The 16,015-nt window shown below is 36.2% G+C and carries 12 protein-coding genes; 5 read left to right on the top strand and 7 right to left on the bottom strand.

Translation table 11 applies throughout. From position 1 onward, the window contains the following. Positions 1 to 549: 549 nt before the first annotated feature. The 6 genes from ACFSAH_RS15455 to ACFSAH_RS15430 all read right to left on the bottom strand — a co-directional run bounded on the left by ACFSAH_RS15455 (position 550) and on the right by ACFSAH_RS15430 (position 7,674). Complete coding sequence (locus tag ACFSAH_RS15455; RefSeq protein WP_379663642.1) at positions 550 to 1,533, bottom strand: hypothetical protein; 984 nt, start codon at positions 1,531 to 1,533, stop codon at positions 550 to 552. A 592-nt stretch (positions 1,534 to 2,125) separates the two neighbouring features. Continuing rightward, a complete protein-coding gene (locus ACFSAH_RS15450; RefSeq protein WP_379663641.1) occupies positions 2,126 to 3,484 on the bottom strand; it encodes an acyl-CoA dehydrogenase family protein in 1,359 nt (452 codons plus the stop codon). 418 nt (positions 3,485 to 3,902) lie between these two features. Beyond that, on the bottom strand, positions 3,903 to 5,759 hold the full coding sequence (locus tag ACFSAH_RS15445) for a RagB/SusD family nutrient uptake outer membrane protein (RefSeq protein ID WP_379663640.1): 1,857 nt from the start codon (positions 5,757 to 5,759) through the stop codon (positions 3,903 to 3,905). A gap of 44 nt (positions 5,760 to 5,803) precedes the next feature. Next, entirely contained in the window at positions 5,804 to 6,526 is a 723-nt protein-coding gene (gene bshB1 / locus ACFSAH_RS15440; RefSeq protein WP_379663639.1) for a bacillithiol biosynthesis deacetylase BshB1, read from the bottom strand. Positions 6,527 to 6,530: 4 nt separating this feature from the next. Beyond that, positions 6,531 to 7,055, bottom strand: a complete 525-nt coding sequence (locus ACFSAH_RS15435; protein ID WP_379663638.1) for a glutathione peroxidase — start codon at positions 7,053 to 7,055, stop codon at positions 6,531 to 6,533. Between the two features lie 10 nt (positions 7,056 to 7,065). Continuing rightward, a complete protein-coding gene (locus ACFSAH_RS15430; protein ID WP_379663637.1) occupies positions 7,066 to 7,674 on the bottom strand; it encodes a DUF4294 domain-containing protein in 609 nt (202 codons plus the stop codon). 110 nt (positions 7,675 to 7,784) lie between these two features. On the opposite strand from ACFSAH_RS15430, the gene ACFSAH_RS15425 reads away from it, so the two are divergent. The 4 genes from ACFSAH_RS15425 to ACFSAH_RS15410 all read left to right on the top strand — a co-directional run bounded on the left by ACFSAH_RS15425 (position 7,785) and on the right by ACFSAH_RS15410 (position 13,289). Then, positions 7,785 to 10,013: a RelA/SpoT family protein gene (locus ACFSAH_RS15425; RefSeq protein ID WP_379663636.1), complete on the top strand. Its 2,229-nt coding sequence runs from the start codon at positions 7,785 to 7,787 to the stop codon at positions 10,011 to 10,013. A 53-nt stretch (positions 10,014 to 10,066) separates the two neighbouring features. Next, the gene (locus ACFSAH_RS15420) at positions 10,067 to 10,543 is read left to right on the top strand and encodes a Fur family transcriptional regulator (protein ID WP_379663635.1); all 477 of its coding nucleotides are present in this window, start codon (positions 10,067 to 10,069) and stop codon (positions 10,541 to 10,543) included. A gap of 26 nt (positions 10,544 to 10,569) precedes the next feature. After that, positions 10,570 to 11,841 carry an adenylosuccinate synthase gene (locus ACFSAH_RS15415; RefSeq protein WP_379663634.1) on the top strand — a complete coding sequence of 424 codons (1,272 nt, stop codon included), beginning with the start codon at positions 10,570 to 10,572 and terminating at the stop codon, positions 11,839 to 11,841. 182 nt (positions 11,842 to 12,023) lie between these two features. Continuing rightward, a complete protein-coding gene (locus ACFSAH_RS15410; RefSeq protein WP_379663633.1) occupies positions 12,024 to 13,289 on the top strand; it encodes an anthranilate synthase component I family protein in 1,266 nt (421 codons plus the stop codon). Positions 13,290 to 13,454: 165 nt separating this feature from the next. Here ACFSAH_RS15410 and ACFSAH_RS15405 read toward each other — a convergent pair whose 3' ends face one another. Then, positions 13,455 to 13,919 carry an Lrp/AsnC family transcriptional regulator gene (locus tag ACFSAH_RS15405; protein ID WP_379663632.1) on the bottom strand — a complete coding sequence of 155 codons (465 nt, stop codon included), beginning with the start codon at positions 13,917 to 13,919 and terminating at the stop codon, positions 13,455 to 13,457. A 220-nt stretch (positions 13,920 to 14,139) separates the two neighbouring features. Between ACFSAH_RS15405 and ACFSAH_RS15400 the strand changes: the two genes are divergently transcribed. Then, a complete protein-coding gene (locus ACFSAH_RS15400) occupies positions 14,140 to 16,011 on the top strand; it encodes an Nramp family divalent metal transporter (protein ID WP_379663631.1) in 1,872 nt (623 codons plus the stop codon). Positions 16,012 to 16,015: the final 4 nt, after the last annotated feature.

Raw genomic sequence — 16,015 nt, 5'->3', positions numbered from 1 at the left:
TATAGCTTCCTTTTTAAAGGATTCAAAATCAAAATCGTATTGTGTTGCCATATTTATGTCGATAGTTTAAAGTTACACTATTGACACAGTTCGTGAAACACCCTCGAATAAAGTTAAAACAGGTTGTACTTTAGGATTCTTAAACATCTTTTTTGCAGGTTTATTATCTCTATTTTCTACATATGCTTTTTCCACCTCACTCAAGACTAATCAACCTTGCGAGTTTTGTTCAATCATGCTCTTGCCTACATTAATATTTACGGTTTTTTTAATGTTTGGAATTTATACATTAGTGATTAAAAAACATACTTTAATTTCAAAGATTGTTTTCTGTAATTCCATCAACATACTAGGGATAGCTATATCTATTGCTGTTTTTATTCTAAACGCATAAAAAGAACTGCTACTATCCACGGAAAGAAATCATCAATCATTCCATCCAATTTAAGCTTGTGGTCAGAACACGTTTAAAGAATAAATAACAGCAGAAATTATCATTATATAAAAAAACCTTATACAATATAGAAGATCAATGTGGACATTAGCCCTCTATTCCTTTTTATAAAACACTTTTCCTATAAGAGGTAAATTTACCCCGTTTATAACACTATTTTCTTCGGTTTCACTAATCTTATTTCGGACAAGGCGTTCCTGGTACTTTTTGTCTCGCTTACGCTTTAAGGCAATTTCTTGCAGTATTTCTTTCCCCCGGTAATTGATCAGGCGATGACGGTTAGAGCTTGTATATTTTGGTACTGTCTCATTATCGATTGTTTCTCCCGGCTTATCCTCATTTCTAACCTCTTCTGCCATCCTATAAGCCCCTATAATCTCCGCCGGACTATATTCCTTCCCATTCAGACTCAACGGTTCTCCATCAATACCTTTCATCCCAAAACAGTGCAAAGAAGCACTCACCAAAACTATGCTTCCTGCTGGCAGTGCAATTTCCGAGAACCATTCTTGCTCTGGCACAACCATTCCATATTGTAAAGAGATATCTTTGTAATCCAGGTATTCATAATAACCCTCCCTAAAGTTAATGGCTACAATCATCAGTCGCAATACCGCATTTTTGGTATATCGGGGTAATTGCAACTGCGTTGATACTTTAAAAAAGGGTAACTGGACTCTGACACCTCCTTCTACTAGGGAACATAGTGGTCGGACAGATAAAACCGCAGTCAACGGAGAGTTTATATTGAACTGTAACCCTTTTAGATGCTCAGCATTACCGTCATGTAAATCACGTTCGCCCCGAGGCTTCTCGGTATCTTTCAAAGTTTTCAACAAGGCTACATTCATACGGTTAAGTAATCTGCCATCGCTGCAACTGGAAAAGGAGCTATATAAACTACGTAGAATACGCCCGCAATTACTTACCAGCCCAAATTCCAGTGCGCTTTCTTTTGTAGAAAGGGTTTGCCGCACTCTGGCTGGCCTGGACTGTACTATTTTTATATTACCCATAGTACGGTAAACCACATTACCTATTTTCCCATGGAGTCTTCCTTTGCTATCTATTACTGCCATCGTTTATATGATTTGGTTAGTAATAAGCAATATACCAAATACATTTTACATTTCACCTTAATTCATTCTAATACAAAACATTACATCTCTAATACAAATCTATAGAGAGTCCATGTTATTAACTAAAAACATGGACTCAACTTGAAGTGATTATAGATAATTAATAGATTTATATAGAAGCAGATTAGGTATTGATAGAGGTGTAGTCTGCTTAATAAATGAGTAAGAAGAGAAGGATGTGATTTGAGGTAACATTACAGGTCAGGACCCAAATCATATGATAAAAAATCCTGTTCATAAAAAACAAGAAAAGCAGTAAGGAAAAAACATGCTATAGGTCTAAAACCGCCTCTCCAAATATTCTGTATAGCCAGATCAGATATATTTTCCAGGCGACTTCTTTACAGTACAAGTAATGGAACAATGACTTCTTTGCAACAACAAATAATTTAATAAAACACAAAAATCGCGAGATTATTCTTGAATCTCGCGATTTTTATGTTTACTGAGGTGCGCTATTGTGGAACAGGCTCCTTACACAAAGTTTCCGACTGATTTACGTCTGCCTGCTGCTTTCTTTCTGTTAGCAGATTTAAACAAAAGCACTGAAGCCTGTTATTGCCCTTCCTACTATTAAAGAATTGATCTCTTTGGTTCCTTCGTAAGAGTATATGGCTTCTGCGTCGGCAACAAAACGTGCTACATCATATTCTAATAAAATACCATTTCCTCCCATCACTTCTCTGGCCCTGCTTACTACATCACGTGTACGCATGGTGCAAAATACTTTTGCTAAAGAGGCATGTTCATCGGTTAATTTTCCCTGATCCTGTAATTCGGACAGCCTGTACACTAAAGTTTGCATTGCTGTTATATTCGATAACATTTCAACCAGATGATTCTGGATCAATTGAAAAGAGGCTATGGGCTTGCCAAACTGCACTCTTTCTCTGGTATATTTCAGAGCGCTTTCATAGGCCCCTCTGGCGCAGCCAACAGCCATCCAAGCTACTCCTGCCCTGGTCATTTTCAACACTTTAGCTACATCTTTGAAAGAGTTACAATTTTGAAGTCTATTTTCTTCGGTTACTTCGCAATTGGTTAATGTTATTAACCCATTTTGAACAATACGAAGTGCCATTTTATTTTCTATCTTTTCTACAGAAAACCCTGGATTTCCTTTTTCTACAATAAAACCTTTAACTTGATTATCATCTACATCTCTGGCCCATATAATATTAACATCTGCAAAGGTTGCATTGCCAATCCATTTCTTTTGTCCGTTTAAAATCCATTTATCTCCTTGTCGTTTTGCTGTTACGGTTAATCCTCCTGCCGCTGCTGAACCTACTTCGGGTTCGGTTAATCCAAAGGAACCTATAATTTCCAGTTTTTGCATTCGTGGTAACCATTGTTGTTTTTGTTCTTCGGATCCACAAACATAAATTGACCCCATGGCCAATCCACTTTGTACACCGAAAAAAGTGGCTATAGAGGCATCTATCCGTCCCATTTCACTGGCGAGGATACCTTCCATTAAAAAGGATTTATTGGGACAACCATAACCTTCAAAGGTTACTCCGCAGATATCGAGTTCGGCTACTTTTGGAATAATTTCGAAAGGAAATTCTGCCCGGTTCCAATATTTATTAACGATGGGTTTTATTTCAGTTTCCATAAACTCACGTACTTTCAATTGCAGGGCTCTGTCTTCAGGGGAAAGCCTGTCTGATAAGTCGTAAAAATCGCCATCAATTGGAGGTAGTTCTTTCTTTTTTCGTCCTCCACTTACCATTTTCATTAAACCGGCCAACTGCTTCTCGTCCATTTTTCCAAACTGGGTCATTACCTCTTGCAAGTCTACTTTTTTGGACAGGGCTTCTAATTGTTTAAAATCTACTGATTTGAATAGATTGTATATGTTTTTTGCTTTTGAAAAAATATTTGACATAATTTCGGATCTAAAAGTTTAAAAACTAAAAATTTCACATCGATTAACAGCTTACTTTATCTGTTATAAAGTAATAAATATGTAATGTCCTTACAGGAAACAACAAGATAAAACTTTTGTTAGCTATTGGCAAAAATAGAGCCATCAAAAAACAGAGAATTGACATCATGTACTTTAGCTAAGTATTCAAAAGAGGATGACCGATAACTCTTAGGATGAGGGATACAAAAAAGGGGCTGTATCAAAAAGCACCTTGTCATCCCGATCGCAGTCGAGGGATCTCTTTCAGAAGTACTTAGGAAGAGATTTCTCTTCGCTGTACTCATCAAAATGACAACACTTTTACTTTTGATACAGCCCCTGGAAAATTTTTATTAGACAGCTGAGCTTTACAATATAATTTCTACAGCTGCTATTATTAATATTCTGGGTTTTGTGTAAGCTTTTTATTAAGCTGCCTCTCGTGTTCGGGAATGGGCAGTAGTCTAAGATGTGGCTTTTCAAAGAGGTATTCTCCAATTTCTAACCTTTTATACACACCAAAACTTAGGCCTTCTCTAACCATATCTGACATCCATAAACCGAATATAACTTCTTCTGCGCCGGCTTTACCGTATCCAGAGTCTAAGTCCTCACCATGCTGACGTTTAAATACGGGATTTAAGTATTCTTCAATACCTACAGCATCTTCCATAACAGCATTGCATTCGGCTGCCATCAATAGTATTTCTGCATATCGTATTAAGGGAATTAATTCTCCTTTTCTCATATTTATCTCGAAAAAAGCATTAGGATTTCCAGTCACATCCAAGTCTTTAGGTATCACATAAATAGTTTCTTCGCTGGAGGGGTTGAAAACATTTCCATAATCTGGGTCAATCTTAAACTTCTTACTGGAAATAATTTGATCCAGATGATATTTGGCCTCTGGATAATTTTGCTGCAACAAATAGGCTCTTGCCAAAACGGCTTTAGCTGCATATTTAGAGGCTACATAGTTTTCTCCATTTTCAGGAAGTAACTGTTCTGCTTTTTTCAAATCAGCTATAACCATATTTAAAGCTGTTGGCCATGGTGTTCTTATTGGTAAATCCTGAGGGCTTGTTGTAGTTGTCACCATAATTGGATCGCCCCAATATTGTATAATATTCAAATAGGCTATACTCCTGTTTAACAAAACAGTACCATGATATTTATCTACAGCAGTTGCAGTTTTTTTCTCAAACATCTCTATGACTGAACTGCTACGATTAACCACATTATAATGTAATTTAAAAAGGTTGTTTATAGCTATACTATTTGACTGATGAGTATGCTCATATAATGCTCTATAATCAAAGTTATTTTTGATTATTGTTTCATCAATATTTCGTGTATATAAGGCATCCACTACAAAAAGTTGTTTTGTAGCTTCCATTAAAGCTTCCATGGTAGCTTTCACCATGATTAATGGGTCTTCTTCGGTTTTAATCAAAGGGTTAGGAATGGTTATATCTCCCGGATTAAATTGGTGTCCATATTGTTGATAGACTTCAATGAGATTTTGCTTTACCTTTTCTAAGTCAATCTTATCTGCATCTTTAAACAATCTTTCTTTTAATTCATCTTTAAGGTCACCATCAGAGAAATCTTTTTTCATTTCATCCAGAAAATCATTTACTGTGCTTCTATCACGGTTAAGCAACATGGTAGATATAGCCAGCATCGCGGCCGATTCTCTATCTCCATCCATAAACTTCATTTCGTGTGTTTGTTTGCTATTTGTTCTGACCACATTTAACAATGCCATTAACTCATCAGCTGCTTCTTTTTTAGCTGCTGCTATACTTTTTTGCTGCTCCTGCAGTTTCTTTATTAGCCTCTCTTGTTCCAGATGGGTAAACACATTTATATTTGCTTCTTGTTCGCCATTTCCGACTTGAACAATAGCTTCTAAACTGATTGGACGTTCTGATTTTTGTCCGGTTAACTCATCATAATAGTTTCCCGTTGCTATAATCTTCACCAAAGAAGACTGCAGTTCCAGTTCGGTATCATACCTTCCATCTGCTCCAATTGTTGTAGTGTGTTGTCTACCTGTTGCTTTTAACATAGCATCCAATTCCATAACACGCACATTTGTCTCAACAACAAAAAGTGTTTTTTCTGCAAACCCAGAAAGTTTAACCTTAAATTTTTCCTGAGAAATATCATTATTGGATTTTTTACAGGAAGCGAGCAACAATGTTGACGCAAACAAAAAAGAAAATAATTTAAGTATAAAATGCGTTTTCATAATGATTGGTAAAATTCCAAACATAAAGAAAATAAAACAATTTACTACTCTAAATCAAATAAGCTGCCTACTCCCAATATTTTCTTAGATAAAAATCCTTCTGCAAATGGCACCTGTATCGCTTTTCCAAACTCACGGGCTCTACCTATGATTACTTCCAGAAATTGAGGATTTGAAATGTATGTTTGCGGATCATCCAGTGTTACGCCTTCTACATAAAACTGAGTTTTATAGGCCTGTATTGCTTTAATTTTCTGATCGTGGAAAGCAGAAATATCGATCACAATATCGGGTTTTATATAGGTGTCCTGTATAAAATGTAATAACAGTCTTGGTCTATGGGCTTTTTGCTCAACACCATTAAGTGTGGTAACTATTTTGGGTAAGCCGGCTAAAAAACAAGAATCGTTTACCAACTCGCAGGCGCGGCCATGATCGGGGTGCCGATCATAATAAGCATTAGTTATAATTATCTCAGGGGCGTATTTCCTGATTATTTCAATTATTTTTTTCTGATGTTCTTCGTCGTTTTTAAAGAATCCATCTTTAAGTCCTAAATTTTCCCGGACATCTATTCCTAAAATAGATGCGGCTTCCGCAGCTTCTTTATCTCTAATTTCTGCTGTTCCACGGGTGCCCAGCTCTCCTCTTGTCAAGTCTATTATTCCAACTTTTTTGCCCATGGCTTTATGCTTCAGAATAGTGCCTGATGCTGCCAGTTCAACGTCATCAGGATGGGCGGCTATAAACAATAAATCTAATTTCATGGGACTATCTGTTTTCGGGTGTGTTCTTTAAAGAATCGGCGGAAAATAATTTCTTAATTCTCTTTCTCACTTTTGAGCTATCGGGTTTGGTAAATGGATAAAAGAAATCTACCACCTGCCCTTTTTGGTTAATCAGGTATTTATGAAAATTCCATTTGGGTGATGTACTTACTTTACCATTCTGTTTTTTGTTGGACAAAAAACTATACAAGGGATGTATATTTTGTCCTCTGACCTTTATTTTACTAAAAACGGGAAAGTTAGTTTTGTATTTGGTTTCGCAGAATTTCACTACTTCTAAATCTTCCAGAGGTTCTTGTCCTCCAAAATCGTTACTTGGGAAAGCCAGTATTTCAAAGGGTTCGTTTTTAAAAAACTCTTTTAGTTTAGCTAATCCTTCTAGCTGCGGGGTAAAACCACATTCAGATGCTGTATTTACAATCATCAATACTTTATCTTTAAAAGCATCTAATGTTAACTCTAGTCCAAGGGCGGTTCTTACCCTAAACTGGTATATTGTATTCTCCATTAATTCATCGTTATTGGTAATTGTAGTACCCTGATGTTCTAATGATATTTTCAATCTCTCTATCCGTTTCTACATCATACTTGGTCTTTAAATCGTGACCAAAAACTCTTGCCAATGATTGCATAAAAAAGGCTGTAACCCCACCTTTTGTATCTTTTAACAACGAGTAACTACTATTACCTGTTTCTCTGTCTATCAATTTAATCAGTATTTCGCCCTGAGAAATAGTCAGATCTTTAATCTCCCGATTAAAAAGATCCTTTATTTCTTTCTCACATTCCTTAATCAATACCTTTTGTTTTCTCTTGTCTGGCTGCATGGCCAAATCCCGTTCCAATTTTCTGTACCGGTCTCCTGCATACCTGGCGTAAGGTAAAACTTTTAAGACATTATAACGTAATCTGCGGTAATAATTGTAATCTTCTTGACTTTTAAATGTTCTTTTATCTATAACGTTTACCTGATTTAATGCTATCCATGGCATCCACTCTCCATCTATATTGGTTATAGCTACTTTTAGGGTATCATTTTTGCCCAATATAAAGGTAGGCGGCTGTGCATTTGTATAAAATGACAGAAATCCGAAAATTTGGATGAGCAAAAAACCTATAATTTTCATATTTTTAATATACGAATTTATCACTTATTAATTACCTTTCCTCATAATAAGTAACCCTAAATTCGTTACTTAAATGTAAAATCATTTACTTAGCTTTTCAGAGGATAAATATGGATTACGTAATAGATTTAGAAGCGGAAAAATCGGAGATATTAAAAAGGTATAGAGCTCTTTTAAGGGCCTGCAAACCAACTCTTCAAAAAGGCGATAAGAAAATGATACGTCAGGCTTTTGATTTAGCCGTGGAGAGCCATAAGGATATGCGCCGAAAATCTGGTGAACCTTATATATACCACCCCATTGCTGTTGCGCAGATTGCTGCTGAGGAGATTGGTTTGGGTACTACCTCTATTGTATGTGCTTTATTACACGATGTTGTAGAGGACACACATATTACCCTGGAAGATATTGAGAGAGAGTTTGGTAAAAAATGTGCCAAAATTATTGATGGCTTAACCAAAATATCCGGCGTTTTTGATGCCAACAGCTCTATCCAGGCAGAGAATTTTAGAAAAATGCTATTAACTCTTGCTGATGATGTAAGGGTTATATTAATTAAGCTGGCAGACCGGTTGCATAATATGAGGACCATGAACTTTATGCCTCGTGATAAGCAATTAAAAATTTCTTCTGAAACGGTTTACCTCTATGCTCCGCTGGCTCACAGGCTAGGACTTTATGCTATAAAATCTGAACTGGAGGATCTTTCCATGAAATACATGGAACCGGATACTTATAAATTTATAGCGCAAAAATTAAATGAGAAAAAGGCTGAACGCGAAAGGTTCATCAAAGAGTTTATAGAACCTATTAAACGCATATTGGCAGAACAGGGATTGGTTGCTGAAGTGGTGGGGCGACCGAAATCTATACATTCTATCTGGAATAAGATGCGCAAAAAATCAATTCCTTTTGAGGAGGTGTATGATTTATTTGCTATCAGAATTATACTGGATAGCCGACCTGAAAACGAAAAATCGGAGTGTTGGAAGGCTTATTCTATTGTTACTGATCTTTATCGTCCTAATCCTGACAGATTACGTGACTGGGTATCGTCTCCGAAGGCGAATGGTTACGAGTCTTTACACACTACGGTAATGGGCCCTAAAGGACAATGGGTTGAAGTACAGATACGTACGCAGCGCATGAATGAAATTGCAGAGAAAGGATTTGCGGCGCACTGGAAATATAAAGAGTCTTCTAATGACAGTGGTCTGGACCAGTGGGTGCATAAGGTGCGTGAGTTACTGAGCAATCCTGAAGCGAATGCGCTGGATTTTCTGGATGATTTTAAGATGAATTTATTCTCTGACGAGATATTCATTTTTACTCCAAAAGGCGACCTTATACAATTACCTACGGATGCCACTGCGCTGGATTTTGCTTTTGAAATACATACAGATGTGGGGGCACATTGTATTGGGGCAAAGGTTAACCATAAATTGGTTCCGCTTTCTCATAAGCTTCAAAACGGGGATCAGGTGGAGGTGATTACTTCGGGGAAACAAACTCCTAAAGAAGATTGGTTAGGTTTTGTGGTTACGGCCAAAGCAAAGGGAAAAATTAAGTCTTCACTGAAAGAGGAAAAAAGGAAGGTTGCCGAGGATGGAAAAGAGATACTGGAACGAAAACTAAAATCGCTCAAAATAAATTACAACACGGATAATATTCAGAAGCTAAGCTATTATTTTAAACTTCCTACTACTCAGGATCTGTTTTATAATGTAGCCAAAGGTTTTATAGATGTTAAAGACTTAAAGGAATATGCTGCTTCTGAGAAGAATGTAGAACAAAAATCTCAGCAAACAATAGAATCCGAGAAAATACAGGCGCTTATTAAGGAGGTTAAAACCAATGCCAGTGACGTATTATTAATTGGAGAAGATCTACAGAAAATAGACTATAAGCTTGCTAATTGTTGTAACCCTATTCCGGGAGATGACGTGTTTGGTTTTGTGACTGTTTCTGACGGCATAAAAATTCACCGTACCAACTGCCCTAATGCCACTAAGCTGATGTCAAACTTTGGCTATAGAATAGTAAAGGCTAAATGGAACAGCCAAAAAGAGGTGGCTTTCTTAACGGGATTAAAGATATCCGGAATAGATGAAGTTGGACTGATTAATAATCTTACCCAAATCATATCTAATGATTTCAAGGTAAATATGCGTTCTATTTCTTTTGATACGGACGAGGGCATTTTTAATGGTTCAATTATGATTTATGTTAATGACACGAAACATTTAGACGACCTTATTAATCGTATAAAACAAGTAAAAGGTATCACAGATGTGTCACGTTTTGATTCTAATCTGGAACCTATTGCAGCAAAAAACTAAAAACATTTATCTATATAGTATTTTTTAATAACTTTGAAGCTCTAAGAATCACCATGGCTACACAAGAAACCATAGAGATGGTAAAAAAGATTTTTGAGTCTTATTTAGAAAACAAGAATCTCAGAAAAACCCCCGAAAGGTTTGCCATACTCGAAGAAATCTATTCAAGAACAGATCATTTCGATGTAGAATCGTTATACATCCACATGAAGAACAAAAAATACAGGGTAAGCAGGGCTACTGTTTATAATACGCTGGAACTGTTACTTTCTTGTGATTTAGTTACCAAACACCAATTTGGTAAAAACATGGCTCAATTCGAAAAGTCCTATGGCTACAAACAACACGACCATATTATCTGCTTAGATTGTGGGAAAGTTGTTGAATTCTGCGACCCAAGGGTGCAACAAATCCAATCAATGATGGGAGATTTATTAAAATTTAATATACAGCACCATTCATTAAATCTTTACGGAAACTGTGCAAAATTAGCAGAAGGCCATTGCGAATCTTATAGCAACAAAAATTAATAGAAATAAATACTTACCACAAAACAATGGCAGTTGATGTGTTATTAGGCCTTCAGTGGGGTGATGAAGGAAAAGGGAAAATAGTTGATGTACTAGCCCCTAAATACGATTTAATCGCCCGCTTTCAAGGCGGTCCAAATGCCGGCCACACGCTGGAATTCGATGGAAAAAAGTTTGTTTTAAATACAATCCCTTCCGGAATTTTCGAGGATAAAACCTTGAATCTTATCGGAAATGGTGTAGTTATAGATCCTATTATCCTGAAAAGGGAATTGGATACTCTAAAAGCTGCCGGACACGACTTATTGGCTAAGAAAAACTTAGTAATAGCGAAAAAAGCACATTTGATATTGCCTTCTCACCAGTTACTGGATGCGGCTTCTGAAAAGAAAATGGGCGATGGAAAAATTGGGTCTACATTAAAAGGAATTGGTCCTACTTATATGGACAAAACTGGTAGAAATGGTCTTCGTATTGGAGATGTACATTTACCTGATTTTAAAGAACGTTATGCTAAACTGGTAGAAAAACATCTGAATATACTTTCTCATTACGGAGAGGTGGATGATTTTTCAGAAAAAGAGAAAGCTTTCTTTGAAGCATTGGATTACTTAAAACAATTTGAGTTTGTAGACAGTGAACATTTAGTGAACCAATACATTAAAGAAGGTAAAAAAGTATTGGCAGAAGGTGCACAGGGAACCCTGTTGGATATAGATTTTGGTTCTTATCCTTTTGTAACTTCATCAAACACTACTACAGCCGGAGCTTGTACTGGTTTGGGTATTGCCCCTAACACTATTGGCGAAGTATTTGGTATTTTTAAGGCTTACTGTACCCGTGTAGGTGGCGGACCTTTCCCTACTGAACTGGAAGACGAAACCGGAGAAAAACTAAGAGCTATAGGACGTGAGTTTGGTGCTACTACCGGAAGAGCAAGAAGATGCGGATGGATTGATATTCCAGCTCTTAAATATGCTATTATGCTAAACGGTGTTACTCAGTTAATTATGATGAAAGCGGATGTACTGGATTCTTTCGAGAAAATATACGCTTGTACGCATTATAAATACAATGGTGAAGTTATTGATTATATGCCTTACGACATCAACAGTATTAAACCTGAGCCAATATTTGAGGAAATTGATGGCTGGAATGAAGATTTAACAGGAATACGCTCTAAAGATGAAGTTCCTGCTAAACTGGAAAGCTACATTGATTATCTGGAAAAACACCTGGAAGTTCCTATCAAGTTTTTATCAGTAGGACCAGACAGAGTGCAAACACTGGAACTTTAAATTATCTAAAAAACTATAAGAAAATCCGAAGTCAAACACTTCGGATTTTTATTTTTTATATAAATCTTAAATCAGAATTTTATCAATAAACATTTTTTATAACTGTGTATGAACAGCTTATGTTTTTTATCTTTTACTTTTGAATTTGGACTTTATATAAAGTAATTTTGCCCAATAAGGGTATGGATACAGCTATTGATTCTTTAAAATGGAAAGCATTAAATTGGGCAAACCAATTTGAAGTATGCGCTGTTTTAGACTCTAATGATTATCAGGAGAAATACTCCAAATATCAGTATTTAATTGCCGCAGATTATACTGACATCTTACATACTGATTATAGAGAGGCTTTTGAAAAACTGGAAAAATTCAGACAATCTAACCCTGGATGGATTTTTGGCGGATTGGGTTACGACTTAAAAAATGATGTCGAAAAATTAACATCCTCTAATCTGGATGCTCTTTCTTTTCCGGATTGCTTTTTCTTTGTTCCAAAATACCTGATAGGATTATCTAAAAACGGACTGGATGTTATTCTGGGTAATCCATCAATAGCTGATGAAATCATCAATATCACACCTTCCTTATCGCCTCAGGAACAAGAAGAACCGCCGCTAATACAACAACGTTTTACTCGGGAAGAATATATTACTAAGGTAAAAGCTATACAGCAGCATATAGCTGCCGGGGACATTTACGAAACTAATTTTTGTATTGATTTTTATTCAGAGAACGCTATTATTTCTCCTTTAGCATCTTTTCTAAAGTTAAACGCTTTGTCAAAAGCCCCTTTTTCAAGTTATTTCAAATGGTTTGATAAATTTATTATCTGTGCCAGTCCCGAGCGTTTTTTGGCTAAAAGAGGTAATCAATTAATTTCGCAACCCATTAAAGGAACCGCTAAACGTAGTAAAAATACGGAAGAAGACCTTTGGCTTAAAAACACCCTCCAGCAACATCCTAAAGAACGCCAGGAAAATGTTATGATTGTTGATTTGGTAAGAAATGACCTCACCAAATCTGCCATAAAGGGGTCTGTTACTGTTGAAGAACTTTTTGGAGTATATAGTTTTCAGCAGGTTCATCAGATGATATCTACCGTAATATGTAAAGCAAATCCTACTTTATCTGTTATTGATATTCTAAAAAACACTTTCCCTATGGGTAGCATGACGGGAGCTCCTAAAATACGGGCTATGCAACTCATGGAACACTACGAAAAAACCAAAAGGGGGATTTATTCGGGTGCCCTAGGCTATATTTCTCCGAATAATGATTTTGATTTTAACGTAGTTATCAGAAGCATTTTATATAATGCAAGCCAGCAATATCTTTCGTTCCACGCCGGAAGTGCTATTACTTACTATGCTGATGCAGAAAAAGAGTACGAAGAATGCCTGTTAAAAGTCAAAGCGCTTGTACAAGCTGTAAACGGTAAACTTATCTAATAACCTGAGATTCGATTATAAAAAGGCTATGAGAGTAATGCCAAAAGAGATTGCTTCGTTCCTCGCAATGACAAAAATAGGGGTGTCTTCCGAATTTACTTCGGAACTAAACATGAAATAATGTCCAAATCACTCAAAAACAATGAAATATTAATCGAGTTCAGGTTAATACTCTATAGGCACTATGGGTTCTTTTTTACTGGTAGAAAGAATCATGAGCGTTTGAAAAGTTTTGACTACTGATATTTTACTAATCTTATGCATAATCAACTGCTCGTAAGCTTTTATATCTTTTACGTACACCTTTAAAATAAAGTCGCATTGCCCTGTTACGTGATGGCACTCTGTCACTTCTTTAATGGCTGCTATTTCTTGCTGAAATATATTTATAGTATCATTCTGATGAAAATCCAGAGATACCTGTATAAAGGTTTTGATTCCTAAACCTAATTTTTCTTCATCAACCAGCGCATGATAACTCTTTATATAACCAGAATTTTCTAATTTTCTTACACGCTCTAAAGTGGGTGCAGGCGATAAACCAATGAGCTGTGAAAGCTGTAAATTAGTGATACGGCCGTTCTCCTGCATGATTTTCAGAATATTCAGATCAATTTTATCTAATTCCATGTGCTATATTTTACGGTGTAAAGATATATTTTATTCATGAAACATGATAAAATTTCGGGCTGTCAAAACATAAAAACATCAATTCTAATTAAAAAGTTAGACAAGACTAATATTTTAATTATATTTGCAGAATCAATATTTTTAGACAAAGATTATAAGCTTTAGTTTTTAGCAGTAAAAATTTATTCTGCCCAACTGAAGTTAAAAAGATAAAATAGAAATGGCATCAGAATCATTAAGTGAGGTACATCAATCCGTAGATCCTAATCAAAAGAAAGGCTGGCGAAAGGTTTTTGCTTTTTTAGGTCCGGCATATCTGATTAGTGTGGGCTATATGGATCCGGGAAACTGGGCTACAGACCTTGCCGGTGGATCGCAATTCGGATATAAACTTATTTGGGTTTTGCTAATGTCTAACCTGATAGCACTTTTATTACAATCGTTAAGTGCAAGGCTGGGCATAGTAAAAGGTTTAGACCTGGCACAGGCTTCTAAAAAGGCTTATCCTAAATGGGTAAATCTTCCTCTTTATATATTGGCACAAATAGCTATAATAGCTTGTGATTTAGCAGAAATCATAGGTATGGCTATCGGTTTAAACTTACTTTTTGGCCTGCCTATAATATGGGGAATAAGTATTACTGTTTTAGATACCATCTTATTACTTTTTTTATTAAAAAAAGGTATGCGAAGCATGGAAGCCTTTATACTATCCATGGTTTTTATTGTAGGCCTTTCGTTTTTATTCGAGATGTTTATTGTGAAGCCAGACCTGGGCGAAGTAGTAAAAGGCCTTGTCCCTTCTGAACTTAACAGTAGTGCGCTTTATATTGCTATAGGTATTATTGGAGCTACGGTTATGCCGCATAACCTGTATTTACATTCTTCTTTAGTACAAACCCGTAAAATCGAAAGAACAAGTTCTGGCATCAGGCAGGCCATCAAATTTAACATTATGGATACTGCCATTGCATTAAATCTTGCCTTTTTTGTAAATGCGGCTATATTGATATTAGCAGCAGCGGCTTTTTATGAAAATGGCTATCATGAAGTTGCTGAAATACAAGATGCTTACAAACTCCTTGAAAACATTTTTGGTAATGCTGCTCCTACCCTTTTTGCTATCGCTCTTATTGCATCGGGGCAAAGTTCTACAATTACAGGCACTTTAGCAGGCCAGATTATAATGGAAGGGCATCTTAACCTTCGTATAGAACCTTGGGTAAGGCGATTAATAACACGTTTACTAGCTATTGCCCCTGCTTTCTTCACCATATTGCATTTTGGCGAAAATGCATTGGGAGAACTTCTTATTTTAAGTCAGGTGGTACTCAGCCTTCAGTTAGCCTTTGCTATTATTCCCCTTATCTATTTCACCTCCAATAAAAATGAAATGGGTGAATTTGTTATTAAAAATTGGGTAAAGATACTGGCATGGATAAGTGCAGGTGTTATTATTATTTTAAATGTAAAACTGGTTATAGATGAAATAAATATCTGGCTACAGGAGTCTGGTAAAAATGATATCTGGATTTATGTTGCCATCATCCCCATTGCTATAGCTTTAGGTTTACTTTTACTTTATATTATTGTAGAGCCTCTTCTAAGCAGGAACAAAAAAATCAAAGATCCTCTTGTTCCTCATGGTTCTGCAGTCACTTTTGCCGACTTAAATGCTATCGAATATAAAAATATTGGTGTAGCTATTGATTTTTCGGACAATGATAAAAATGTGATCAGACATGCGGTGCTGCAAGGCGGAAAAAAAGCACATTATACACTCATACACATTGTAGAAACTGCGGGAGCAAAATACCATAAACAAAACGTTTTGGATATGGAAACTATTAACGATGAGGATAATTTAAAAAAATACCAGCAAAATCTGGAAAGACTTGGTTATACAGCTACGTTGGCTATCGGCTATGGTTCTAGTGCACAGGCCATAACCGATATAGTCAACAAAAGCAACATTGACTTTCTTGTGCTGGGTACCCATGGCCACAAAGGTTTTAAAGACCTTTTATTTGGTTCGACCGTTGATTCGGTTAGACATAATGTAAAAGTTCCGGTATTGGTTGTAAGAAAATAACAAG

Origin of the sequence: Pseudopedobacter beijingensis, assembly GCF_042678145.1 — a bacterium.
Classification (GTDB): domain Bacteria; phylum Bacteroidota; class Bacteroidia; order Sphingobacteriales; family Sphingobacteriaceae; genus Pseudopedobacter; species Pseudopedobacter beijingensis.
This window is presented reverse-complemented; position numbering and strand designations above follow the sequence as displayed.

What these genes read in the sequence shown, in the direction of transcription:
- ACFSAH_RS15455 (WP_379663642.1), bottom strand. Translation starts at nt 1,533, where the DNA reads ATGGCAGTAATAGATAGCAAAGGAAGACTCCATGGGAAAATAGGTAAT.
- ACFSAH_RS15445 (WP_379663640.1), bottom strand. Translation starts at nt 5,759, where the DNA reads ATGAAAACGCATTTTATACTTAAATTATTTTCTTTTTTGTTTGCGTCA.
- ACFSAH_RS15405 (WP_379663632.1), bottom strand. Translation starts at nt 13,919, where the DNA reads ATGGAATTAGATAAAATTGATCTGAATATTCTGAAAATCATGCAGGAG.
- ACFSAH_RS15400 (WP_379663631.1), top strand. Translation starts at nt 14,140, where the DNA reads ATGGCATCAGAATCATTAAGTGAGGTACATCAATCCGTAGATCCTAAT.
- ACFSAH_RS15435 (WP_379663638.1), bottom strand. Translation starts at nt 7,055, where the DNA reads ATGGAGAATACAATATACCAGTTTAGGGTAAGAACCGCCCTTGGACTA.
- ACFSAH_RS15415 (WP_379663634.1), top strand. Translation starts at nt 10,570, where the DNA reads ATGGCAGTTGATGTGTTATTAGGCCTTCAGTGGGGTGATGAAGGAAAA.
- ACFSAH_RS15410 (WP_379663633.1), top strand. Translation starts at nt 12,024, where the DNA reads ATGGATACAGCTATTGATTCTTTAAAATGGAAAGCATTAAATTGGGCA.
- ACFSAH_RS15450 (WP_379663641.1), bottom strand. Translation starts at nt 3,484, where the DNA reads ATGTCAAATATTTTTTCAAAAGCAAAAAACATATACAATCTATTCAAA.
- ACFSAH_RS15430 (WP_379663637.1), bottom strand. Translation starts at nt 7,674, where the DNA reads ATGAAAATTATAGGTTTTTTGCTCATCCAAATTTTCGGATTTCTGTCA.
- ACFSAH_RS15425 (WP_379663636.1), top strand. Translation starts at nt 7,785, where the DNA reads ATGGATTACGTAATAGATTTAGAAGCGGAAAAATCGGAGATATTAAAA.
- ACFSAH_RS15420 (WP_379663635.1), top strand. Translation starts at nt 10,067, where the DNA reads ATGGCTACACAAGAAACCATAGAGATGGTAAAAAAGATTTTTGAGTCT.
- bshB1 (WP_379663639.1), bottom strand. Translation starts at nt 6,526, where the DNA reads ATGAAATTAGATTTATTGTTTATAGCCGCCCATCCTGATGACGTTGAA.